Origin of the sequence: Candidatus Poriferisocius sp., assembly GCF_965204145.1 — a bacterium.
Classification (GTDB): domain Bacteria; phylum Actinomycetota; class Acidimicrobiia; order Acidimicrobiales; family Bin134; genus Poriferisocius.
The window spans coordinates 352658-376494 of record NZ_OZ241977.1; the positions used below are offsets into that span (position 1 = coordinate 352658).

Here is a 23837-nt window from a genome sequence, read left to right on the forward strand (position 1 = left end):
GTTACCGGCGCTGTGTCTGGGAAACAGGAAAAGGGTTAGGCGGTATCATCGGCCCATGAGTGGGAACGGCGCCTCCAACCAGCTCGTCGGCCAGCCCGCACTGGACCACCACTGGTATCCGATCGCTCTTGTCGAAGACATCGCACCGGGCCCAGTCGGGATACAAGTGCTGGGTCGCCGCTATGTGCTGTGGCGTTCCGACGACGGATCGCTTACCGCGGCTCCCGACCGCTGCCCCCACCGCGAGGCCCCGCTGTCAGAAGGGCGCATGGTGGACGGCTGCTTGGAATGCCCCTACCACGGGTGGCGGTTCGGCGCCGGGGGCCGTTGCCAGCTGGTGCCCTCGTCCCCGCCGGGAACCCCGGTACCGCCCAAGGCCCACTTGGAGTTAGTCAACGTCGAGGAGCGCTATGGCCTGGTTTGGCTGTGCCCGGGCAAGCCCTTAGGTCAGATCCCGGAAATCCCCCAGGAGGACAACCCCGAGTTCCGCCGGCTCAATACGCCGTTCCAGCAGTGGGCGGTTTCATCCACCCGGATCACCGACAACTTCATGGACTTCTCCCACTTCCCCTTCGTCCACACCGCCACCTTCGGTTTGGCCCAGGAGACAGTGATACCGCCGCTGGAGATGGGCGACCTGCCCGATGGCTATCGGGGCTACGTGTACGAAGTGAACGCCAACAACACCAGCGACGCGGGCCAGACCACCACCGGTCAAGACGATGATGTGCTGCACCGCCGGATGACCACCGGATACGTGCTGCCGTTCTCAGTGCGCAGCACCATCGCCTACGAGTCCGGCCTCGAGCACATATTGCTGCTGTTGACCACTCCGATGGACGACGTGAACTCGCTGTTCAACTTTGTGGTGTGGCGCAACGACGACTTCTCGGTGTCCGCCGAAGAGATCATGCAGTTCGACCTGGCCATCGGCGCCGAAGACAAAGCCATGCTCGAGAAGCTCGAAGGCGTCCTCCCCATGGACCTAACCGCCACCGTCAGCGTCCAATCCGACCGCCCCTCAGTAGAATGGCGCCGCAGCCTCGCCGCCCTCCTCGCCGAAGGGGCTTCGGGGGGCTAAGAGCAAGGACAATCAGCGTTGAGATGTTCGCTGAGTTGAGAGCGATTTCTGCCGTCAGTGCCATAGTGATCTGTACAGCCATGCTTCTGTCATGCGGCTCTGATTTGAACGGAGGCGACGATAGAGCCAATCAGGCCGAAGAACAGCCAGCTCTTGCCGGTCATCAAGCCCCTGAAGTGACTGACGTCGAGTCCATTGACAGGGCAATTCGAGCGAATAGTGAAGTTGAGGCAGTGCTAGACGAAGCTCAGTTCACCATCGAAGGTCACCGCTTGGCATACGTCGAGAACGAGCTGTGGGGCGTCAGCGCCACGCTCAGGCTTGATGAAGCAACGAGCCTTGATGGGCCATGGATCACTGTTGATGATGAAGCGCTTGCAGAAACTGATGAGGTAACTGCTGCCAGCTATTCCACTCGTACCGATATGTACGAGATCAATACAGAACTCATCCTCGTGACGATCCAGCCGGAATCCGGGAAGATACTCACTCTTGTCCCCTTTGAAGAGCCGCCCAGTCCATTGCCAGCGGGCCCGAGTGGTCGACCATGACCTTGGGCAGTTCATCGGGATTATGGGCCGAGGGTGGTGAGGGGAATGACGGCTACTCCGTCGGGGCGCATGTGGGCGGTTTTGGTGGCTGTGACTACCGCCATTAGCGCGAGCTGATTGGCGCGCCGCTTGTGGGCTTTGTCTCGGAGTCGCTTCAGGGCGGTGGCGGCTTCCTCGATTTGCCGGGGACCTGAGTTCAGCTTGACTTCCAATGCCGCCCAGGTGCCGTCCAGGCCCTGTATCACGATGTCGGTTTCCAGCTCGTCTGAGTCGTGGTAGTGGAACGTGTCGAAGCCCAGCGGCTGGGCGTACACGCGCAGGTCCCGCACGGCGAGCGACTCGAACAGGCTGCCGAACATGGAGAAGTCGGCCATCAGGCCGTCTGGGGACGCTCCGACCAAGGCGGCAGCGAGCGACGGGTCTACCAGATGCCGCTTCGGGGCTTTCCTCACGGTGGCTTTCGACCGCAGTGCTGGTGACCAGGCGGGGAGGTCTTCCAATACGAAGATGCGGTGCAGCGCATCCAGATATGAGGCGAGGGTCGGGGTGGCGGGTGGCGACGCCGGGTTCATGTCTCTTCCCAGTTTGGCGGCCGACACCGGCGAGGCCAGGTTGTGGGCGATGAGCCGCAGGAGGCTTTCGAGGGCGTCGGGGTTGTGGCGGACGCCCACCGCGTCTTCGATGTCGGTTCGGACAGCCTCTTGGATGTAGTCGCGCACGGCGGCCACTGCTGCGTCTTGAGGGAGGTCAAGGCCGGCTGGCCACCCGCCGCGGCAGACAGCGTTGGCCACGTCCAGCAAGGTGGCGCGACTCTCCGCCGCGGGCCTTGCGTTCCCAGCTAGCACATCGCGTAGCGACACCTCTCCGGTGGACACTCCCGTTTCAAACAGCGTCATCGGTCTCATCCTCAACCGGGTGATGCGCCCGGTGCCGGTGTGGCGAGTGATGCTGTCTGTGGGTCGGGCAGAGCCGGTGAGGATGAAGTGGCCGGTGCCGGGCCGGTCGTCGCACGCTCGGCGTATGCGGTCCCACAAGGCGGGGGCGTGCTGCCACTCGTCAATCAGGAGCGGAGGGGGACGCGACAGCAAATGGTCTGGGTCGGTTTCAGCCAGAGCCAGCATGTCGGGGTCGTCTAGCCGCACTTCTGAGCAGGCGTGATCGCGGGACGTCCATGTCTTGCCGGTGCCTCTCGCCCCCTGAATCAAAACAGCGCCTCGGCGCCGTAGGGCAGCCTCGACTTCGACTCCAGCTACTCGCTCCCGGTAGCCGGGCATCGACAGGGTATTTGCCCCTCCCATGTGCCCATCTTAGCAATTAGGGGAAATTTATCTTCTAGTTTATGGAAAATCTACCTTTCATTTTGTGGGAATTTTGTCTTCGGTTTTGGGGTCATGGCGAGGGTGCCTCGATGTTGGGTGGGGGCAGTATGGCACCTAGCGGTTACTGATTGCGCGTGTAACCGTTCGCCCACAAGAGTGACTTGTCGTCGCAGCGCCCTATAGGGATGCGAAGCGGCTAGCTGTGGAGGAGGGCCTGGCGCCAGGCGGCGGTGGTGGCCACCTGGTTGAAGGTGAAGATGTGCAGGCCGTTGATGCCCAGGGGAGCGAGCTGGCTGCTGAGGGCTTCCAGGAGATCGGAGGGGTCGTGGGCTGACGAGCCGAGCAGCTTGGCCATGGAGCGGCGATTCTTGCGGAGATAGCGCAGCGACTGGCCGACGCCGAGGCGGGCGCCGATGGTGAGCAGCTTGGTGCGCTCCACTGCGCCGGGGATGCCCAGATGCACTGGTAGCGTCAGTCCGTCGTTCCGCTCGGCCTTGAGCCAGGCGATGATCTTGGCTGGGTCGAAGCACATCTGGGTGCTGCAATAGCCGCGCAGGCCGGCCTCGGTCAGCAGTTCCTGCTTGGCGAACAAGGCGCTGCGGCGCATGTCCTCGCCGATGAGGGGGTGGCCGTCCGGGTAGGCGGCAATTCCAACCGTGTCGAGGCCGTGGTCGTGCTCGAACAGGTCCTTCATGAAACTGTGGGCATCGTGGTAGGCACCCGGCTCGGTGGCATCCCCGCCGATCACGAAGGCGGTGGTCACGCCGTTGTCCTTGGCCCAGTCGGCCAGATCCTTGACTTGGCCGTGGTCTCGCATCAAGCGGGCCGAGAAATGGGGGATGGCATGGTGGCCCCGCTTGATCAGCTCTTCGGCCAGATCCAGCGTGGCGTTTTGGCCTTTGGTGGCCGATGCGGTGACCGAAACCCGTGAATTCGGGGGCAGTGCATCGATGGCTTCTGGGGCGCTGTTCAGGGGAATGATCTCGAAGACTGCGCCGCGAATAAGCTGCTGAACGTCGGGATTCGGACCGGTCGGTTGGGGCTCCTCCCACCGCGATAGACTGGCCGAGTCGTTCCGCATAACGGAACTGTACCATAATACGGACCAGAAATGCAATACTTGCAGGCAGCACGGCCTGTTGAGGAAGCGAGTTGGGCATGACGATGGAGGCAGGACATGGCTGAGGTCCCCGAAAAGGCCAAGTGCGTTGTTATCGGCGCGGGAATCGTGGGCAACTGCCTGGTCGGGCACCTGAGCAAGTTGGGGTGGACCGATCTGGTGCTGCTGGACAAGGGCCCGCTTCCCAACCCCGGAGGATCCACCGGCCACGCCTCCAACTTCATCTTCCCCGTGGACCACAACAAGGAGATGTGCCTGCTGGGGGAGCAGAGCGCCAACCAATACCGCGACCTGGGGCTCTCGGTGGACTCCGGGGGCATCGAGGTGGCCCGCACCCAAGAGCGCGTCGACGAGCTCAAGCGGCGCATGACCTCGGCCACCGCCTGGGGCATCGAGGCCCACCTGCTGACCCCCGAAGAGGTCAAAGAGCTGGTGCCGTTCGTGAACACCGACATCGTGTTGGAGGGCTTCTACTGCCCCACGGTCTCGGTGGTCGACTCGCTGGAGACCGGCACCCAGATGCGCAACGTGGCGGTGAACGGAGGCTGCCATGTGGCGGCCAACACCGAGGTGCTCGACATCATCACCGAAGATGGCCCTAACCCCGGCGACCGCACGGTCAAGGCGGTGGTCACCGACAAGGGCACTATCGAGACCGAGTATGTGGTGATCGCCTGCGGGGTGTGGTCGAACCGGGTGGCCAACATGGCCGACGCCTACATCCCGCTGGTGCCCGCCGTGCATCAGATGGCCGACGTCGGCCCGCTCGACATCCTGGCCGAGACCAACAACGAGATCGGCTATCCCATCGTGCGGGACATGGACACCTTCTGCTACGAGCGCCAGTCGGCCGGCTCCATGGAGGTGGGCTCGTACGCCCACCGGCCCATCTTCCACCACCCCGACGACATCCCCTCCAACGAGGAAGCCGCCCTGTCGCCCACCGAGATGCCGTTCACCGCCGACGACTTCGACCTCCAGATGGAGCAGGCCATCGAGTTGATGGACATGCTGGGCGACGCCGAGATCAAATACGCCATCAACGGCCTGCTGTCGCTCACCCCCGACGCCATGCCGTGTCTGGGGGAGCTGCCCGAGGTCCGCAACCTGTGGTCGGCGGCGGCCATCTGGGTCAAGGAGGGGCCGGGCATGGCCCAGGTGGTGGCCGAGTGGATGACCTTCGGCTATCCCCGGGTGATCGACGTCCACGGCGCCGATGTGTCCCGCTTCTATCCCGAGGAGCGGGGCGACGACCACATCTGGGCCCGTTCGGCGGAGCACTTCAACAAGACCTACGGCATCGTCCACCCCCAAGAGCAGTGGGAAAGCCGCCGCAACCTGCGGGTGAGCCCCTATTTTTCCCGCCAGCAGGAGCTTCAAGCCGAGTTCTTCCAGGCCCGCACCTGGGAGCGGCCCCAGTGGTTCGAGTCCAACGCCGATCTGGTGGACCGCTACGAGGTGGAGGACCGGGAGGTGGAGTGGGACGCCCGGTGGTGGAGCCCGATCACCGTGGCCGAGCACCTCAACCTGCGGGAGAACTGCGGGATGGTCGACCTGAGCGCCTTCCAGATCTTCGAGCTCACCGGGCCGGGCGCGGTGGCCTATGCCGACTATCTGGCCGTCAACAAAGTGGACGTGCCGGTGGGCCGCTCCATCTACACCCCGTGGCTGACCCCCGACGGCGGGTTCCACTCCGATCTGACCATGATGCGGATGGGCGACGAGCGGGTGCGCATCGTGACCGGCGTATTCGACGGCGGCCGCGACGAGTTCTGGGCCCGCCGCCATCTGCCTGTCGACGGCTCGGTGAGCTTCGCCAACATCACCGACCAGATCACCACCCTCGGGGTGTGGGGGCCCAACGCCCCCCATGTGATCGGTGTGCTGACCAGCCAAGACCTCAGCCAGGCCGGGTCGCCCTACGGCTCGCTGGTCGACGTGGAGCTCAACTGCAGCGGTCGCACCATTGCAGCCACGCTGTTCCGCATCTCCTACGTGGGTGACACCGGCTGGGAGATCTACGCCGCCTGGGATGACGGCCCGGTGCTGTGGGACACCCTCATGGCGGTGGGCGCCGACTACGGGCTGCGGCCCACCGGCGGCGGGGTGTACGGCACCTCCGGACGCCTGGAGAAGGGCTATCGGCTCATGGGGGCCGAGCTGGAGAGCGAGTACAACCCGCTGGAGGCCGGCCTGGCCCGGCCCAAGGTGAAGGCCGCGCCGTTCATCGGCAAAGAGCCCTACTTGGCTGCCCGGGAGATGGGCGACCCCGAGGTCTCGATGTGCGTGCTCACGGTGGAAGACCTGACCGACGGCCAGGGCCGCAAGCGCTACATGCAGGGGGGCAACGAGCCGATCCTGACCCAGGACGGCCAGCGGATCACCGACTCCCACGGGCGGGTGTCGCGGGTGACCACCGCGGGGCCAGGCCCGTCGGTGGGCAAGCACCTGCTGATGGCCTATCTCCCGGCGGAGTTGGCCCAGCCGGGCACCGACCTCCAGGTGATGTACATGAACGAGCTGTTCCCGGTGAAGGTGGCCAGCACCGGCGCGGTGTTCGACCCCGAAGACACCCGTTTGAGGGGCTGAGGAAGCGAATTGGCCATGAGGATCTTGTGCTGCGTCAAGCGAGTGCCGGCCCCGGGGGCCAAGATCAACGTGACCGACGATGGGCTGGCTGTGGACGCCTCCCATCTGGGCTTCGCCACCAGCCCCCACGAGGAGTGCGGGGTGGAGGAAGCAGTGCAGATCACCGAGCGCCACGGCGGCGAGGTGACCGTGCTGACGCTGGGACCGCCCGAGGCGGCCGATCAGCTTCGCTATGCGGCGTCGGTGGGGGTCCACCACGGCGTGCTGGTGGCCACCGACGGCTCGGCCTGGGACCCCCAGCGCACCGCGGTTGCGCTCACCGACGCCATCCGGGGCTTGGAGGCGGCTGACGGCCCCTTCGACCTATTGGTATTCGGCAACGAGTCGGCCGACTCCGGGGGCTTCCAGGTGGGCGTGCGGGTGGCCTATGCCCTGGGCCGACCCATCGTCAACGGCATCAAGGGCATCGAGGTGGATACCGAGGCCGGAGGCGGCGTGGTTCGAGCCCGACGGGAGATCGACGGCGGCTTCGAGGTGTACGAGATGCCCATGCCGGCCGCCGTCGGGGTAAAGGAGGGCATCAACCTGCCCCGGTACCCCACCATGCGGGGCCGGCTGGCGTCCAAGAAGCTGGAGATCGCCGAGCAGGGCTCCGACGCCGAACCGGGTGGGCAGTCGTTGGTGCGATTGCACCGGCCGAGGGAGACGGTCACTGAGACGGTGATCCTGGGGAATAGCCCCGAGGCGGCTCCGGCCGTGGTGGACGTGCTCGAAGAACTGGGAGTGGTGTGATGCTGCTCGTGATGTTGGAGCACGACCGGGGCACCATGGACGAGGCCGCCCGGGAGGCGCTGACCTTCGGGCGGAAGCTGGCAGCCCAGATGGGTGCGCCGCTGCATGCCGCGCTGATCGGCGCCGACGACGCTGAACTGGTGTCTGAAGCTGGCGCCTTCGGTGCCGAGGCGGTGTACACCGCCGTCCACGACGTGCTGAGTGACTTCGGCCCCGAGGCCTGGGGCGAAGCCGCAGCCGAGATGATTCGACAACTGAATCCGGGGGCAGTGCTGGCCGGAGGCAGCGAGCGGGGCAACGAGATCATGGCCCAGGTAGCCGCCCGACTCGATCTGCCCATGGTGGCCAACTGCCTCGAAGTAGACCTTAACGGCGGGGCAGGGGAGTGGGCTATCACCCGCCAGCAATGGGGCGGCTCGCTACTGGAGGACGCCCGGCTAGTTTCCGAGCGGCCCCTGCTAACCAGTGGCCTGCACACGCTGGCCGCCGAGCAAGCTGAGGCGGCAGTCGAAGCTGTTGCCCAGGCGGTAGAAGTCGACCTGGACCCGTCGCTGGCTCGCACCGTTGTCAAAGATCGGGTGGTGCTCGAAGCCGGGGTCACGCTGTCGACCGCTCCGGTGGTGATCGGCGGTGGCCGGGGGGTGGGATCGCCCGAGGCATTCGCCCCGCTGGAGGAGCTGGCCGCCATGTTGGGAGGCCGGGTGGGTTGCAGCCGTGCAGTGACCAACAACGGCTGGCGGCCCCACTCCGACCAAGTGGGCCAGACCGGCACCCGCATCACCCCCGAGATCTACATCGCCTCGGGCATCTCCGGGGCCATCCAGCACTGGGTGGGGGCCAAGGCCAGCAAGCACATCCTGGCCATCAACATCGACCCCGAGGCCAACATGGTGGTCAAGGCCGACTGGGCCGTCATCGCCGACCTCCACGAAGTAATCCCCGCCATCACCGAAGAAATCAAGCGCCGCCGGGCCTAAAGATCAGGGACAGTGTCGGTCAGGCGCTGAGCTGGGAGGCGAGGCGGTTGGCAGCGGCGACAACGGCCAATCCGTGGTCGTGAGCCAGGTCGGGGTCGGGGAAGCGGTAGGCGGGGCCCTGAATGTGGAGGGCGGCCAGCGGCTGGCCGTCTTCGCTGAGCACCGGGGCGGCCACCGAGTTCAGGTCTTCCACGAACTCCTCGTAAACCCAGGCGTATCCCAGGCTGCGCACTTGGGCGAGGCGATCACGGATCGCATCGGGGTCAACCACCGTCCACTGGGTGCAGGCCTCAAGAGATTGGGCAAGGTACTTTTCCTGCTGGTCAACGGGGAGGTGGGCCAGCAGGACCAGCCCCGAGGCCACGGCGTGCAGCGGGGAATACTCGCCGGTCCAGTCTCGGATTTGAATGTCGGAAGAGATATAGGTTTGGTCCAGGTAATAGGCCTGACCGCTGTCGACAATCGACAGGCCAGCCACCTCGTGCAGCGCGTCGGTCAGCTCCAGCAGGTGGGGACGGGCCGCAGTTATGAGGTTGCGGGTGCCCGACGCCGCTCCGGTTATGTCGATCAGCCCGTCGCCCAGTTGATACGCACCCCCGGCCTCCAGTTGGGTTACCGCGTCCTCGGCTTCCAGCGCGGAGAGCAGCCGGGCCACAGTGCTCTTGGGCAAGCTCACTCGATCGGATAGATCGGTTACTCCGAGCGGTTCCTGCGACAGCGCCCGCAGCAGCATGAACGCTCGCTCCACCGACTGCACCGCCATGGCCTCACCCTACCCCGGTGCTGAAACAGTTCCACGATACGGAACAGGAAATTCTGGCCGAATTGCTAGTCGCGGTCCAGAGTCTCGATTCCGGGAGTGATCGTGTGGTAATCGGATGCGTCCTCGGCGTAGATCACCCGCTCGGTCGACAGCCCGGTGGGCGGGTCGAGAGTTCCGGCCCAGATCCCTATGGTGTCCAGTTTGTGCTCCGACTCTCCCGGAGGCGGGGCTATTACCTTCCAGAACAGCGAGCTGCCGCACCGCCGGCAGAAGCCGTAGGCCACATCGGGCCATTCTTCGGGGTGGTACCACTCCAGCGTTTCGTCGGCGATCAGGCGAAGGTGGTCGCGACGACAGCTGGTGGCGGCGGTGAAGTGCCCCGTCCAGCGCCGACATCGTTCGCAGTGGCAGTTCCACACTCCCCGGGCCGGCCCGTCGATCACATACCTCACGGCCCCGCACATGCACCGCCCGCTCAACGATTCAGTCATGAGCTCCTCCTCCTGTTATTGGTGAGTAGTCACCTCACTCCGATTGACTGGAGATCTCGGCTTTGCGGCGGGCGATGAAGTCTTGGAGTTCGGAGTTGATGGCGTCGTCGATGGGGGGTGGCTGGTAGTCGGCCAGCAGTTCTTTCCAGCGGGTGTTGGCCCGCTGGGCGGCGGTGAGGGAGCCCTCTTCGGACCACTGCTCGAAGCTGTTGTTGTCGGCCACCTCGGAGCGCCAGAAGGCGGTCTCGAAGTTGGCCAGGGTGTGGGCGTTGCCCAAGAAGTGGTCGCCGTGGGTGTTGGTGCGAAACGCCTCCATGGCCTGGCCGTTGTCGGTCAAGTCCACCCCCCGGGCGTGGACCTCCATGGCGCCGAGTTGGTCGGCGTCCATGATTAGCTTCTCGTAGCCGAGCGTCAGGCCCCCCTCCAGCCACCCGGCGGCGTGGAGCACGAAGTTGACCCCGGCCTGCACGGTGGGCAGCAGGGTGTGGGCCGACTCGTAGGCCGCCTGGGCGTCGGCGGCCTTGGAGGCGGTGAGCTGGCCGCCGGAGCGGAATGGCACCCCGCAGCGCCGGGCCAGCGCGGCCATGACGAAGATGGCCTGGGCGGCCTCGGGGGTGCCGAAGGTGGGGGCACCGGTGGCCATCGACATCGACGAGGCGAACGTGCCGAAGACGACGGGCGATCCGGGCCGCACCAGTTGCAGGTAGGCCATGCCCGAAAGCGCCTCGGCCAGAGCTTGGGCGCACAGCCCGGCCACGGTCACCGGCGACATGGCCCCGGCCAGTATGAACGGGCTGATGATGCTGGCCTGGTTGGCCCGGGCGTAAGTGGTAGCCGCCCCTAGCATGGTGGCGTCCCAGCGCATGGGGGAGGAGGCGTTGATCAGCGAGGTCATCACCGTGCGGTCGGCCAGGTCGCCACCGAAGGCGATGCGGGCCAGCTCCACCGAGTCGGCGGCCCGCTCAGCGCTGGTCACCGAGCCCATGAAGGGCTTGTCGCTGTAGCGGAGGTGGGCGTACACCATGTCGAGGTGGCGCACCTCCACCGGCACGTCCACCGGCTCGCACACCGTGCCCCCGCTGTGGTGCAGGTGGGGGAGGCGGTAGGCGAGCTTCACCACGTTCTCGAAGTCGGCCAGGGTGGCGTAGCGCCGCCCCTGGTCGAGGTCGGTGACGAACGGCGAGCCGTAGTTGGGGACGAACACGGTGGTGTTGGCCCCGATGCTCACGCTGCGCTCGGGGTTGCGGGCGTGCTGGGTATAAGTGGCGGGGGCGCTCTGGGTCACGATCTGGCGGCACAGTCCCCGGGGGAACCGCACCAGTTCGCGGTTCACGTCGGCCCCCGCATCCCGCCACAGGTCCAGAGCTTCGGGGAAGTCCTGGAAGGCGACGCCCACCTCGGCCAGGATGGTCTCGGCGTTCTCCTCGATCTGGGCCAGGCCGGCCTCGTCGATGATCTCCACCGGTGCCAGGCGCCGCTCCAGCACCGGGGCGGCCACCACCTGGCTGGCCGCCCGGGCAGCCTGGCGGCCGGCCCGACCACCGCCCCGCCTTCCTTGTCGCTCGCTCATCGCTGCTCCTGGGTCGCATGCTGCCGGCGGGCTGGTCTGCGCCGCTTGGGTCCGGCAGTCTCGCTATCGGTTGTTGATCGCGATGGCAAATCCACCGCTTGCATCAAGTGGGGGGTGGGGGCGGTCTCATGAGGCAGCGACATGGCGGCCACGAACAACTCCTGGAAACGGGCCTCGGTGGCGGTCTCGATCTTGACCACTTCCCGGGCGGCGTGCTCGGTCTCGGCGCGCTGCGATCCCGAAACCAGCATCCGGGCCGCGCCCGCCCCCGAGGCGTTGCCCACCCCTTTGACCCCCTCTACCGGCCCGTCGGGCACCAAACCCAGCACCATGGCGTGAACCGGACTGATGTGGGCGCCGAACGCTCCGGCCAACCTCACATCGTCCACCTCGGCGATCCCGGCGTGCTCCAAGAGCAGATCGATGCCGGCCCGCAGCGCGGCCTTGGCCAACTGAACTGCTCGCACGTCGTTTTGGGTCACCAATAGCGGTACCGGCTGGATTTGAAGCACATAAGAAAACGTACGACCGTCGGCGATGATGCGGGGGCTGCGCTCGGCCAACTCACCGCCGATGACACCTCGGTGGTCGATGATCCCGACGAGGAACATCTCCGCAATCACCTCGATTATTCCCGAACCGCACAGCCCGGACACCTCCAGAGAGCCCAACGCGTCTTCAAAGCCGGGGTCGTCGGACCACAGGTCGCAGCCGATCACCTTGAAGCGGGGCTCCAGCGTGGCGGGGTCGATCCGCACCCCTTCGATTGCCCCGGCGGTGGCTCTTTGTCCGCAGCTGATCTGGGCGCCTTCGAATGCGGGCCCGGTAGGACTCGACGCCGCCCACACTCTCTGGCCGTCACCCAGCACGATCTCGGCATTGGTTCCCACGTCCACTAACAGCTGAGGGCGGGGGGACCGGTGCGGCCCTTCGGCCAGCAGGGCCGCCGCCGCGTCGGCTCCCACATGGCCGGCGATACACGGCCCCACATAGAGGGATGCGGCGGGCAGGTCCACGCCGATGTCGCTGGCGTTGGCCCACACCCCGTCGCGCACGGCCAATGTGAACGGGGCTGCGCCCAGCGGGGTGGGGTCGATGCCCAGCACCAGGTGGTGCATGATCGGATTTCCCACCACCACGAGATCGCAGACGTCGGTTCGGTCGATGGCCGCGGCCTCACAGAGCTCGCCGATCACGTTGTCGATGGCCGACCGCACCGCCGTGGTCAGCTCGGCGGTGCCGCCGGGGTTCAACATGGCGTAGGACACCCGGCTCATCAGGTCCTCGCCGAAGCGGATCTGCGGGTTCATGCGCCCTGCGGTGGCAGCCACCTCACCGGTGGCCAAATCCAGTAGGTAGCCGGCCACGGTGGTCGAGCCCACATCCACCGCCACGCCGAATTCCGCATCGGAATACCCCGGTCGCACCGTGAGCACCCGCCGCTCGACCACTTCCCCGTCTTCGGCATGTGTTGAGTACTGCCGTCGGGTGTGGACCACGGCGGTGACCGCCCCGTTCCCCTGTGCGATCGCCGAAGACAAGGCGGGCAGTGCTGAAGCGGGAACTTCAACGCCGGACAGGTCCCAGTCGTCGTCCAAAGCGCCGACCAGCCGTTCGGCATCGGAGATCTCGTCGCCCAGCACGGCGACGGGCAGCTCCAGATAGTGGAGGGTCACCACCGGGTCGAGGGTGATCTCGCCCAGATCGACCGCCTTTCGCACCACCGGGCTGTGTACTTGGCTCTGAGGCGGGACGTCGATCACCACGTCGCCCAGCACGGCGGCCTGACAGCTCAGCCGATGGCCTGCTTCCAACGGGCGGCGTCCTCGGTAGTCGAGCTCGGTGGGCCCGGGCGCGGAGAGGGCGTCGTCAGTGCTCGTCAGCCCCCACTTGGCGAACTGGCCAGTGCTGGGGGACACCTGGCAGCGGCCGCACAGCCCCCGGCCCCCGCATACCGAGTCGATGTCCACCCCGGCGGTGCGGGCCACATCCAGCACCGTGGACCCCTCCGGGGTTATTGCCACAATGCCGCTGGGCGTGAACACCACGCGGTGCTCGGGGCTCATACTGCGGCCCGGCGACGTCCTCCTCGACGGCGAGCTGCCCCCTCCCCGGCGGTGGTCGGGTCCCGGTTCTCGGCGATCCACGCCATGCAGTCCTGATCGTGGCCGGCCAGCACGTCGGCTGCCATCACCGCCTGCTTCACCTCGCCGTGCAGCGGGTTCATGATGGCCGAGGTCATCCCCGCGCCGATGGCCATGGCCAAGAACGTGCCGGTCACCGCGTGGCGGTTGGGAAGGCCGAAGCTCACGTTGCTGGCTCCGCAGGTCGTGTTCACCCCCAGTTCGGTGCGGATGCGCCGCACCAGGCGGAACACCTGCTGGCCCGCGGTGCCCATGGCCCCGATGGGCATGACCAGTGGGTCCACCACCACATCTGAGCGGGGGATGCCGTGGTCGGCGGCCCGCTCCACGATCTTCTGGGCCACTTTGAAGCGGACGTCGGGATCCTCGCTGATGCCGGTCTCGTCGTTGGAGATGGCCACCACCGCGGCGCTGTGGCGGGCCACCAGGGGAAGCACCCGCTCCAGCACTTCTTCCTCGCCGGTGACCGAGTTGATCAGCGGCTTGCCGTCGTACACCGCGATGCCCGCCTCCAGCGCCTCGATGATCGACGAGTCGATGGACAGGGGCACATCGGTCACCGACTGCACCAGCTTGATCGCCCGGGCCAGCAGCGCGGGCTCGTCGGCCAGCGGGATGCCGGCGTTCACGTCCAGCATGTGGGCGCCGGCGGCCACTTGGGCCAAGGCGTCGGCCTCCACCCGGCTGAAGTCGCCGACCTTCATCTCCTCGGTCAGCAGCTTGCGCCCGGTGGGGTTGATCCGCTCGCCGATCATCACGAAGGGGCGGTCAAAACCGATCACCACCTCTTTGGTCGCCGAGCTGAGCACGGTTTCGGTCACGTTGTCGCCTCCTGGGGACTCACGGTTGCATTGTCCGGGTCCCAGCCCCCGGTGGCTACGAATTCCTTGAGCCGCTCCCGCGGGAAGGCAGCCTCAAGCTCCTCGGCGGCCCGCAGGGCGGCACCCTCGGGGTCGTCGGGGTCGCCGGGGATCACCTTGCGGCGCCACTCGCCCACGTACTGCGATGCCTGGGTCTTGCCTGCCACCATGGCGGCTTCGTCGATCGCGCGTTGGAAGCGGCGGGGGAGGATGCGCTGGATTTTCGAGGATCCCGAGCCGGCGTTCACCTGAGCGGGGATGTCCCGCCAACAGATCACCACTAGGTTGCCGTTACTCCCCCGCCGCCGACTCACGCGGCTCGCTCCCGGATCTCTACCAGCGCATCGACCAAACCTCCATAGCCGGTCGCCATCTTCTCGAAGCGCAGCCCCAGGCGGTCGGCCGCTTGTCGGGCCAACCGATCCAGCTCGGGGTCGGGCTCCTGAGACAGGTGCACCAGCCGGGTGTAGTTCTTGAAATAGACGTCTTGAAGTTCGGGGTGGTCGAGGATGCCCAGCCCCTCCAGAATCAGGCGTTCGAAATGCCGCACCAGATAGTCGGTGAGGTACAGCGTTCCCAGCTCCTCCTCTTGGAGATGGGTAAAGCCCTCGGTCCCGGCATACAGCTCATAGCAGTGGGGGCCAGGGAGGCGCTCCACCCCTTCTTCTCGGCACACCTTGTCGAGCAGGCCCCCGGTGCCGCAGTCGGCGTAACCCACCAGGATGGTCTGGTAGCGGCCACGGGCGGCCCGCACCCGATCCCGCACCGCCTCGGGGATCAGCTCCGGGCGGTTGTGCAGCTTGGCCGGCAGGCACTCGAGGTCGATGCCGGGGCCGCCCCCCTCGTTCTCGAGGGCCGAGATGAGGTGGCGCAACTCCTTGGCCAGCGCCCCGCAGGCCACCACGAGCACTTTGGACATGGTCAGACCGCGGCTCGGCGGGCAGCTACGAGTTCCTTGGCGGTCTCCGCGGCAACCGCTGCGTCGCGGCAATAGGCGTCGGCGCCGATGGCCTCGCCGAACTCCTCATTGAGGGGAGCGCCGCCCACTAGCACGATGAAGTCCTCCCGCAGGCTCTTCTCCACCAGGGTGTCGATGACCACCTTCATGTAGGGCATGGTGGTGGTGAGAAGCGCCGACATGCCCAAGATGTCGGGCTGGTGCTCGTCGAGGGCGGCGATGAACTCCTCCACGTCGGTGTTGATGCCCAGGTCGGTTACCTCGAACCCCGCGCCCTCCAGCATCATGGCCACCAGGTTCTTGCCGATGTCGTGGATGTCGCCCTTGACCGTGCCGATCACCACGCTGCCGATGGGCTCGGCGCCGGTCTCAGCCAGAAGCGGCCGCAAGATGGCCATGCCCGCCTTCATGGCGTTGGCGGCCAGCAGCACCTCGGGCACGAACAGGATGCCGTCGCGGAAATCGATGCCCACGATGCGCATCCCCTCCACCAGCGCCACGTCCAGCACCTTGTCGGCCGGCCAGCCCCGGTCGAGCAAGATCCTGGTGCCCTCATCGATCTCCTCGGCCAGGCCGTCGTAGAGATCGTCGTGCATCTGCGCACAGAGGTCTTCGTCGTTCAGACTCGACAGATCGATGTCGTCGATCTCGGGCGTGTCAGTCATTCGACACACTCCTTCTGTGGTGCTGGACCCAAGGGCGGGTTCCATACTGTGGACCAGTACCGCAATGCGGAACAGTGTCACTGTAGCACGAAGAAACGGCGTTTGCCTGAGTTGTACCCCCCCTGGGACTTGAACCCAGAACCTGCGGATTAAGAGTCCGTTGCTCTGCCAAATTGAGCTAGAGGGGCTTGTTGGGCGGACCGAGGGGATTTGAACCCCCGACCTCCGGGACCACAACCCGGCGCTCTAACCTGACTGAGCTACGGCCCGCACGGCTCAGTCAGTCTAGGGGCAGACTTGAAAGACGGGGAAACCGTTTGCCTCCCCCGTCTGGAGGCTCGGTCAGGACAGCCAAGCAACCATGGCCTCAGCTAGCGCGGGACCCTGGTCCTCTTGGATGAAGTGGCTGGCCGGGCGGAACTGGTCGTGGGGCTGGCCCGCCGCGCCGGGGACCCGCTCGGTGAACACCGCCTGGCCCCCGCCCAGGACCGGGTCGTCGGGGGCCCAGAGGGTGAGCACCGGCTTGGTCCAGCGCTCGAGCACTTCCCAGGCCGCTTTGTTAGCGGGAACCGCGGGGTCGTCGGCGGACACCGGCACCAGCAGCGGAAAGTGGCGGGCACCGGCCATGTAGAGCTCGTCGGGAAACGGTGCCCGGTAGGCATCCTGGACGGCCTCGCTCACCTCGGTTGCCGTCGCGTTGTCCACCAGCCGTCCGCAGTCGAGGAACTCGACGTCTTGGCTGAACTGCTGCCAGAACTCGAAGCCCGCCCCCGGCGACTGGCCCTCGGGCAAGCCGGTGTTGGCCAGGATCAGCCGGTCGATCAGTTCCGGGTTCTCCGCGGCCACCCGCAGCCCAATGAGCCCGCCCCAGTCCTGGCCGAACAAGTGCAGCGGCCCGGCGCCCCGCTCGGCGGCGGTGACGGCCAAGAACTCCCGCATCCACGCCACATGGCCGGCATAGCTATAGGCCGACCGCTCCACTGGCTTGTCCGAACGCCCGAACCCGATCAGGTCGGGCACCACCACCCGGTACCCACCCGCCACCAGCGGCGGAATCATCTTGCGGTACAGGTACCCCCAAGTCGGCTCCCCATGCAGCAGCAAAACCGTGCCCGTCTCATCACCCACGTCCACCGGCTCATCCACCACATAAGCCATCCGCAGCCCATCAACGTCCACATAGCCCGGCTCATACGGATAATCCCCAATCCCCGAGAACCGCTCATCCGGCGTCCGCACAAACCCAACACCGCCCGCTGTAGTCAACACCTCAACATCACCCATCCCGTTGCCTCCCTCGCCTAATCCTGTCATGGCCCGAACTCAACAGCGCAATACACTCGACATTGACTGGCGAGCCCGCCAGCACGCCCCTGTAGCTCAGTCCGGACAGAGCAGGTGACTTCTAATCATCAGGCCGCAGGTTCGAATCCTGCCGGGGGCGCTTGGCTGATTCAAAATTGAATTTTGAATCAGCCAAACTCGTCTAAGCTTCGGGCTGTGACGGTATTTCGGGACTTGGCTCCGAGGTTGGAGAAGGCGGCGAAGACTGCTCCGGCGGTCACGCTCACCGGTCCTCGCCAAAGCGGCAAGACCACCCTTTGCCAGGCGGTGTTCCCCGAGCATCCCTATGTCAGCCTGGAAGCGCCCGATGTGCGCTCGTTCGCCACCGACGACCCCCGGGCGTTTCTGGCCCAGTTCCCCCAAGGGGCGATCATCGACGAGGTCCAACGGGCACCGGACTTGCCGTCATATCTCCAGGGTCTCATCGATGCCGATCCGACGCCGGGGCAGTGGATCCTCACCGGCTCTCAAAACTTCTCGCTGGTGGAGTCGGTCAACCAGTCCCTGGCGGGCCGCACCGAAGTCCACCACCTGCTGCCGCTGAGCCGGGGAGAGGCGATCCGCTTCCCCCGTTACCCCCAGAGTTTGGAGGGGACGCTCTTCACCGGCGGCTATCCCCGCATCTACGACCGCGGCCTCGAGCCAGCCGACTGGATTGGCTCCTACATCGCCACCTACATCGAGCGCGACGTGCGAACGCTGCGCAATGTGGGCGACCTCTCGGCATTTGGCCGGTTTGTGCAGCTCTGCGCGGGCCGCACCGCACAGCTCGCCAATCTTTCATCCCTGGCTGACGACTGCGGGGTGTCGCAACCCACGGCGAAGGCATGGCTCAGCATCCTGGAAGCCAGCTTCGTGGTGTTCTTGCTTCCCCCCTTCCACACCAATCTCCGCAAGCGGCTGGTGAAGATGCCCAAGCTGCACTTCTACGACACCGGGCTCGCCTGCCACCTTCTGGGCATCCGCACTACCGAGCAGCTTGTGTCGCACCCGCTGAGAGGGCCGATTTTCGAGACGTGGGTTGTCTCTGAGATCTACAAGCAGCGCACCCACCATGGCCGCAGCGGCAGCCTGTCGTTCTACCGCGACCGCAGCGGAACCGAGGTTGACCTCGTCATCGAGCACCCCGAAAAGCTGACATTGGTAGAAGCAAAGTCAGCCAGCACACCCTCCTCCAGGTTCCTCGGCGCCGCTCAAAAGGTGGCCGCCTACCTCCAAGGCCAGCGCCCTTGCGAACTGTTCGCAGTGTACGGAGGCGACCAACACCAATCCCGCGACCAGGGAACACTGGTGCCCTGGTCGCAGCTGCAAGAAGAGGAATGGGAGAGGCCCTGATCTTCAATCAAGCAATGAGCGACATCGAAGCAAGCTAGACCCCGACTGCTGTACGTATTTTCATATAAATAGAAGTCAAAATACTGTAGTTTTCATAGGATTTATCTGGTACCATTCGCTCGGTCACAGAGGTGATTGACTCTGAGGAATCGGAGGGCGCGATGTCTACAGGCAAGACCGTTCGACCAACGCCGATAGCGGCCAGAACAGCTTTCCTCCCCCCCCCCCCCCCCCCCCCCCCCCCCCCCCCCTCCTAGCTGTCGTTGCGGCCGTAGCGCTTGTTGCTGCGCTCACCCTGTTCTCTTCTGCGCCTTCGGCCCACGGCCAGGGAGATGAGCGATTCACCGTGGAGTTCCAGACTGGCACCACGATCTCCGACAAGACCTATACCGCAGGGGCCAGGGTGAACCAGGAGTTCACCAGCGCCTTCGACCAGGGGCTTCCCACGCTGCCGAAAGTCACCATCACCACGCCGGAGCCGGGGGACACCATCTACCCCCGCGAGGTGACCTACTCGATCGCCGGCCTGCCCGCAGGGCTCTACATGAACCACGACCGCGTGATCCGCGGCATCCCCGAGGCGGCCACCAGCGAGGCGGTCACCGTCACCTACACCGCCAGCGTCGACATCGATGAGTACATCCTGAGCGAGAGCAAACTCACCGAGGACGTATTCTCCGGCTCGGCTTCTCTCACCTTCAAGGTCACCGTCAACCCGGCGGTGACCTTCGGCGAGGCGGCCACGACCTTCCTCGACTCCAAGATCATCACGTGGGTCGACGGGGGCTGGAGGGATGCCGGCGCTGACGGCACGATCACCTTCCCGGAGGCGTCGGGCGGCACCGGGACCATCACGTATCGGCTGATTCACAACAAGTCGCAGCAGCCGCTGGCCGACGTGGCCAACGGGATCACCTTCAACACCACGACCCGCAAGCTCGGTGGGACGCCGGAGGCGTCGGCGCAGAAGCAATGGGGCGTCCGCTACTGGGCCGAGGATGAGAACGGCAGCCGCGCCGGCCACTCCCTCGCCATACATGCCGGCGGCTGGGGCGGCCTGTAGCCCGCGCCGGCCCACGAACCAAGCACGAAGCAAGGAGGCGAGCAGATGACTGCAACCAAGGCCACCACAATCACAACCGGGAGAGCCTGCGTCGCCGTGGTTGCGGCCGTTGCGCTCGTTGCCGGGCTGACCCTGTTGGTGTCTGCGCCTAAGGCCCAGGGCCAGGGAAACGGGCTCGTTGTGCAGTTCAAGGCTGGCACCAGCATTTCCGACAAGGCCTACACCGTGGGCGCCAGGGTGGACGAGGGTCTCCCGGAAGTCACCGTCACCTACACCGGAGACATCTTCGAATACGACTTGACCTACTCGACCACCGGCCTGCCCGCAGGGCTCTCCACATCACAGTCCATAGCACACGGCCGCATGATCTACGGCACACCCGAGGCGCCCACCAACGGGCCGGTCACCGTCACCTACACCGCCGAAGTCACCACCTATGTGTACGACGAGAACACGGACACCGTCGTCGAGCAAGACACCGCCTCGGCTTCTCTCACCTTCAAGGTGACCGTCGACCCGGCGGTGGCCTTCGGCGAGGCGGCCACGACCTTCCTCTCCAGCAAGCTCTTCATATACGACGCCGACCAGGGGTCCTGGAGGGACTCCGGCGACGACGGCAAGATCGAGTTCCCGGCGGCGTCGGGGGGCACCGGGACCCTCACGTATCGGCTGGTGGATAGCGATTCGAATAGGCCGTTGGCCGAGGTGGCCAGCGGGATCACCTTCGACACCGCAACCCGCAAGCTCGGCGGAACGCCGGCGGCGTCGGCGCAGAAGCAATGGGCCGTCCGCTACTGGGCCGAGGATGAGAACGGAAGCCGCGCCGTTTTCTCCAGCACGGTGTATGCCGGCGGATTCGGCGGCCTGTAACCCGCGCTGCTGCTGCCGTGAGACGAACTCTCCTCATCGCCATTGCCGCGGTGGCCGCGGTGGCCGCCCTTGTCGCCGCCTGCGGGAACGGTGATCCGGAGCCGGCCCCGCCCAAGTCGGCCCCGGCCGAGTACACGCAGTATGTCGTGGAGAGCGCCATCGCCCGGTACGAAGACCAAGGCCTCGACGCCACGCTCGCCCACTACAACCGAGCCGAGAGCATCGACGGCCAGTGGTACGTGTTCATCATCGACGAGGGCGATCTGGTGATCGCACACCCCGATCCCGGGCGACTGGGGTTGGACGTCAAGGGATGGGTGGGCACCGACGTCAACGGCTATGAGTTCGGCGCCGACATGCTCTCGGCCACCGAAGAGGGCAAGTGGGTGTCGTATGTGTACCAGAACCCCGAACACGGCGGCTTCAGTTCCGGCGGCTTCGAGTTGAAGCACGTGTGGGTGGACAGGCACGACGGGATGCTGTTCGCCTCGGGCTGGTACATCGACGCCGACGCATTCACGCAGCAACTCGTGTCCATCGCGGTGGACAAGTACCGGGAGTCGGGGCTGGAGGGAACCGTTGCCTACTTCGCCGGCCCCGGCAGCGCCGTCGCCGGTTTGGAAGCGGCCGTCGACTATTACAACACCGCCGAGACCGTGGACGGCAGGTGGTTCGCCTTCATCGGCGACCCGGGCGGCAAGGTCGTGGCCCACTCCGACCCGTCGAGGATCGGACAAGACGTCGGGGAGATGTTGGGAGCGGCCATCGAGGCCGACGAGAACGGCCAGTGGGTGGCCACCGAGACGCGGCGGGTGTGGGTGGCCGGCTACGACGGTTTCGTCTTCGGCTCCGGCTGGACCCAGGACAACTAGGCAGGGCATCGCCGGCGCTGGCGCAAGCCGGTCGAGCGTCCGGGCCGGGCTTAGCTGGCCAAATAAGCGCGGATGACTTCCAGCAGCTCCGAGTAGGTGATCTTCTCGGCGGCGTAGTCCCCGGTAGCCTGCCACCATTCCGATGGGTCGATGGCGCCGTCGTCGTTGGTGTCGTATCGGGCCACGGTGGCGGACTGGTGCGATGCGTCGACGGTCACTTCGAACTCGTCGATGGCCTGGTTGCCGTCGGTGTCGTGGGCCGCAACGGTGATGGTGGCCGTTCCCTCGGCCACTCCTTCCACCGTCAGCGTGGAGTGGTCTGCCGCCACCGACACCGTGGCAACGGCATCGTCGTCGGATGAAGCGCTGATGGTCAGGCTGTCGCCGTCGGCATCGCTGAACACCCCGGAAAGGGTCACTTGCTGTGTGCCGCTCTGGGCGATAGTGATATCGCCCAGAGCGGCAGAGACAGCGGGTGCCTGGTTGGGCGGATCCTGTTGTTGCTGGTTGGGCGGATCCTGTTGTTGCTGGTTGGGCGGATCCTGTTGTTGCTGGTTGGGCGGATCCTGTTGTTGCTGGTTGGGCGGATCCTGTTGTTGCTGGTTGGGCGGATCCTGTTGTTGCTGGGTTTGTTGCTCCTGCGGTGGCCGTTCGATCACCCCGAGCCGCAGGCCTCGCTGGCCCGAATTGGCAGTGGTGGTGACTAGGACTGAGCTCCAGCCGCTGTAACAGGCTGTGATGGTGCGGGCGTTCAGTCGCACATGGTAGGTCGTAGTCGGCGAGAGGCCAGAGATCGTCTGCTGGTACTTCGCGGGCTCATACGCCTCGGCGATCGGGTGCAACACTTGCCCGTTTGAATTGTCAGCCTCCGTCACCAAGAGGATGAAGTTCGTGATCATGTCCTTCCTCCCGGAGGCCTGTGTGCCGTAGGTGGGCGAATTCCAGCGCAGGGTGATGCTGTTGTGGGTTGGCGTGAAGCTGGTGATCACGGGCAGACCGGGAGGCGTGGCCCCTGCAAATGCAAAATGGCATCGGCCTGGGTTGTCGGTCGTGGAGCCCATCTGCGGAACGGCCTGAAGGACCCTTGAACCGGCCCCGCGCACGTTGCCGACATACGCGTGGACCCACAATTGGTACTCAACGCCTGGGGTGAGCCCGGTCACCACGAGGGTCGTCGTGTCGGCGTCGACGACATCTGTGGACCGAGAGGTCCACTCGCCCTGCTCGTTTTCCCAGCGGTATCTCACCGCGTATCCGGCCACAGTGATCCCCCTGACCTCGGGTCCGGCCTCCCAGGTGACCGTCACCTGTCCGGGTCCGGCCACGGCCGAGTGCAGGATGGGCGGATTGGCTTTGTCTATGCTGAAGAGGGTCGCGGTTCTGGTGTCGCGGCTGTCACCGATGGGCGTAGTCCACGCGCTTTGCGTACCGCCCTTGGTCGCCCGGATGCGCCACCGATAGTTGGTGGCGTGGGTCAGCCCGGTGACGATCGCGGGCTGCGCGGTGCCGCTGTAGGAGACGTCGGTCCACTGGCCCCAAGTGCCGCCGCTTTGCGAACTGATCTGGATGTCGTAGCCGGTCGCTCCCGGCGACTCATCCCACCACAGATAGAAGCCCAGGTGCATCAGTTGCATCTGGTTGGTGTCGGGCGCGGGGAGTCCCTGCGCTTGGGCGGGTGGGGCATCGTGGGCGAGCAAGACCGCCAGCACCGCCAGCGCAGCGGCAACTAGCCACAGCCGAATGACTAAGAGCGAGGAAAGCCCGCGGGCCGAACTAAAACGCATGGGGGGGGGGGGGGGATTGCCGCTCCCGTCAGGCCGCGCAGCCTCTGTTCTTCGACTTCGTCCTTGCGGCATGACACCCTGCCTTTCCCACCAGAAATCACGTGTGATTGCCGGGCAGTTTAGCGAAGAAGCCTATTGATTCTGAGTACGTCGAGCAATTGACCTATTGATTTTTGTATGACCCTGCAACAGTGGTGATCTCGAACTTGGTCCACTTGCCGCCGCCGGCTAACAAGGCGGTCAGGGGCGCCGTTTGACCAGGTCTGAGAGCCGGGTGCGGGCTGTGGCGACGAAGGCCCGCAGCTGCGAATAGTCTGAGGTGTAGACGTTTGAAGATCGGTGAGCATTACGGGGCAGCGACGAGCCCCCGTTGGGCGAGCCAGCGTCCCCACGCCTCGCGTACATGCGGGGACAGATACAGATCGTCCCAAACCTCCACCAGCACATCGAGGTCTATGAACCTGCGCACATCGTCGTCGAGCCCCTCGGTCATGACCCGCGCATAGCAGCGCCGCAGGCTTCGACGGTTGCCGAGGTCGTAGGTGTAGGGCGGGCTCCACGCGATATGCGCCGGCAGCCTCACCACCCCCGACGCCTTCGCCAGTCCCCGATTCTCCATGTCGTCGGGAATCGACACCGGCATCCGGCTCAAAGGCCTCGCCCGAGTTTCCATGGCAGTATTCTACGCC

The 23837-nt window shown here is 65.7% G+C and carries 22 protein-coding genes and 3 tRNA genes; 10 read left to right on the forward strand and 15 right to left on the reverse strand.

Features of this window, described 5'->3' with window-relative positions; translation table 11 throughout:
- Positions 1–55: 55 nt before the first annotated feature.
- Together ACOGI7_RS01560 and ACOGI7_RS01565 are read left to right on the forward strand one after the other, a co-directional pair.
- Entirely contained in the window at positions 56–1081 is a 1026-nt protein-coding gene (locus ACOGI7_RS01560; RefSeq protein ID WP_419850177.1) for a Rieske 2Fe-2S domain-containing protein, read from the forward strand.
- Between the two features lie 23 nt (positions 1082–1104).
- On the forward strand, positions 1105–1632 hold the full coding sequence (locus tag ACOGI7_RS01565; protein WP_419850178.1) for a hypothetical protein: 528 nt from the start codon (positions 1105–1107) through the stop codon (positions 1630–1632).
- Positions 1633–1652: 20 nt separating this feature from the next.
- Here ACOGI7_RS01565 and ACOGI7_RS01570 read toward each other — a convergent pair whose 3' ends face one another.
- Positions 1653–2930, reverse strand: coding sequence for an ATP-binding protein (locus ACOGI7_RS01570; protein WP_419850179.1), 1278 nt, complete (start codon positions 2928–2930; stop codon positions 1653–1655).
- A 217-nt stretch (positions 2931–3147) separates the two neighbouring features.
- Positions 3148–4032 carry a methylenetetrahydrofolate reductase gene (locus ACOGI7_RS01575; protein ID WP_419850180.1) on the reverse strand — a complete coding sequence of 295 codons (885 nt, stop codon included), beginning with the start codon at positions 4030–4032 and terminating at the stop codon, positions 3148–3150.
- A 96-nt stretch (positions 4033–4128) separates the two neighbouring features.
- On the opposite strand from ACOGI7_RS01575, the gene ACOGI7_RS01580 reads away from it, so the two are divergent.
- Genes ACOGI7_RS01580 through ACOGI7_RS01590 form a run of 3 tightly spaced genes read left to right on the forward strand, consistent with a single transcriptional unit; the run spans position 4129 to position 8429 of the window.
- On the forward strand, positions 4129–6660 hold the full coding sequence (locus ACOGI7_RS01580) for a GcvT family protein (protein WP_419850181.1): 2532 nt from the start codon (positions 4129–4131) through the stop codon (positions 6658–6660).
- A gap of 15 nt (positions 6661–6675) precedes the next feature.
- Positions 6676–7452: an electron transfer flavoprotein subunit beta/FixA family protein gene (locus ACOGI7_RS01585; RefSeq protein ID WP_419850182.1), complete on the forward strand. Its 777-nt coding sequence runs from the start codon at positions 6676–6678 to the stop codon at positions 7450–7452.
- Positions 7452–8429, forward strand: coding sequence for an electron transfer flavoprotein subunit alpha/FixB family protein (locus tag ACOGI7_RS01590; RefSeq protein ID WP_419850183.1), 978 nt, complete (start codon positions 7452–7454; stop codon positions 8427–8429). Before ACOGI7_RS01585 ends, ACOGI7_RS01590 begins: the two co-directional genes overlap by 1 nt.
- Positions 8430–8448: 19 nt before the next feature.
- Here ACOGI7_RS01590 and ACOGI7_RS01595 read toward each other — a convergent pair whose 3' ends face one another.
- The 11 genes from ACOGI7_RS01595 to ACOGI7_RS01645 form a co-directional block, all read right to left on the reverse strand.
- Positions 8449–9192 carry an IclR family transcriptional regulator gene (locus ACOGI7_RS01595; protein WP_419850184.1) on the reverse strand — a complete coding sequence of 248 codons (744 nt, stop codon included), beginning with the start codon at positions 9190–9192 and terminating at the stop codon, positions 8449–8451.
- Positions 9193–9257: 65 nt separating this feature from the next.
- A complete protein-coding gene (locus tag ACOGI7_RS01600; RefSeq protein ID WP_419850185.1) occupies positions 9258–9683 on the reverse strand; it encodes a GFA family protein in 426 nt (141 codons plus the stop codon).
- Positions 9684–9717: 34 nt separating this feature from the next.
- A complete protein-coding gene (locus ACOGI7_RS01605; protein WP_419850186.1) occupies positions 9718–11253 on the reverse strand; it encodes a trimethylamine methyltransferase family protein in 1536 nt (511 codons plus the stop codon).
- Complete coding sequence (locus ACOGI7_RS01610; RefSeq protein ID WP_419850187.1) at positions 11250–13319, reverse strand: ASKHA domain-containing protein; 2070 nt, start codon at positions 13317–13319, stop codon at positions 11250–11252. The genes ACOGI7_RS01605 and ACOGI7_RS01610 overlap by 4 nt, the downstream gene beginning before the upstream one ends.
- The gene (locus ACOGI7_RS01615; protein ID WP_419850188.1) at positions 13316–14218 is read right to left on the reverse strand and encodes a dihydropteroate synthase; all 903 of its coding nucleotides are present in this window, start codon (positions 14216–14218) and stop codon (positions 13316–13318) included. The genes ACOGI7_RS01610 and ACOGI7_RS01615 overlap by 4 nt, the downstream gene beginning before the upstream one ends.
- Positions 14215–14538, reverse strand: a complete 324-nt coding sequence (locus tag ACOGI7_RS01620; protein ID WP_419850189.1) for a virulence factor — start codon at positions 14536–14538, stop codon at positions 14215–14217. The genes ACOGI7_RS01615 and ACOGI7_RS01620 overlap by 4 nt, the downstream gene beginning before the upstream one ends.
- A 29-nt stretch (positions 14539–14567) precedes the next feature.
- Positions 14568–15176, reverse strand: coding sequence for a DUF1638 domain-containing protein (locus ACOGI7_RS01625; protein ID WP_419850190.1), 609 nt, complete (start codon positions 15174–15176; stop codon positions 14568–14570).
- A gap of 2 nt (positions 15177–15178) precedes the next feature.
- A complete protein-coding gene (locus tag ACOGI7_RS01630; protein WP_419850191.1) occupies positions 15179–15880 on the reverse strand; it encodes a corrinoid protein in 702 nt (233 codons plus the stop codon).
- Between the two features lie 114 nt (positions 15881–15994).
- Positions 15995–16068 (reverse strand) — tRNA-Lys (locus ACOGI7_RS01635).
- 4 nt (positions 16069–16072) lie between these two features.
- Positions 16073–16150: transfer RNA gene (locus ACOGI7_RS01640), tRNA-His, on the reverse strand.
- 72 nt (positions 16151–16222) lie between these two features.
- On the reverse strand, positions 16223–17164 hold the full coding sequence (locus tag ACOGI7_RS01645; RefSeq protein ID WP_419850192.1) for a haloalkane dehalogenase: 942 nt from the start codon (positions 17162–17164) through the stop codon (positions 16223–16225).
- 85 nt (positions 17165–17249) lie between these two features.
- On the opposite strand from ACOGI7_RS01645, the gene ACOGI7_RS01650 reads away from it, so the two are divergent.
- From ACOGI7_RS01650 to ACOGI7_RS01670, 5 genes are all read left to right on the forward strand, one after another.
- Positions 17250–17324, forward strand: a tRNA-Arg gene (locus ACOGI7_RS01650).
- 56 nt (positions 17325–17380) lie between these two features.
- On the forward strand, positions 17381–18559 hold the full coding sequence (locus tag ACOGI7_RS01655; RefSeq protein ID WP_419850193.1) for an ATP-binding protein: 1179 nt from the start codon (positions 17381–17383) through the stop codon (positions 18557–18559).
- Between the two features lie 346 nt (positions 18560–18905).
- Positions 18906–19622 carry a hypothetical protein gene (locus ACOGI7_RS01660; protein WP_419850194.1) on the forward strand — a complete coding sequence of 239 codons (717 nt, stop codon included), beginning with the start codon at positions 18906–18908 and terminating at the stop codon, positions 19620–19622.
- Positions 19623–19667: 45 nt separating this feature from the next.
- Positions 19668–20492, forward strand: coding sequence for a hypothetical protein (locus ACOGI7_RS01665; RefSeq protein WP_419850195.1), 825 nt, complete (start codon positions 19668–19670; stop codon positions 20490–20492).
- 17 nt (positions 20493–20509) lie between these two features.
- Positions 20510–21364, forward strand: coding sequence for a hypothetical protein (locus ACOGI7_RS01670; protein ID WP_419850196.1), 855 nt, complete (start codon positions 20510–20512; stop codon positions 21362–21364).
- A 50-nt stretch (positions 21365–21414) separates the two neighbouring features.
- Here ACOGI7_RS01670 and ACOGI7_RS01675 read toward each other — a convergent pair whose 3' ends face one another.
- Positions 21415–23148: a fibronectin type III domain-containing protein gene (locus tag ACOGI7_RS01675; RefSeq protein ID WP_419850197.1), complete on the reverse strand. Its 1734-nt coding sequence runs from the start codon at positions 23146–23148 to the stop codon at positions 21415–21417.
- A 346-nt stretch (positions 23149–23494) separates the two neighbouring features.
- Positions 23495–23821, reverse strand: a complete 327-nt coding sequence (locus ACOGI7_RS01680) for a hypothetical protein (protein ID WP_419850198.1) — start codon at positions 23819–23821, stop codon at positions 23495–23497.
- Between the last annotated feature and the right edge of the window lie 16 nt (positions 23822–23837).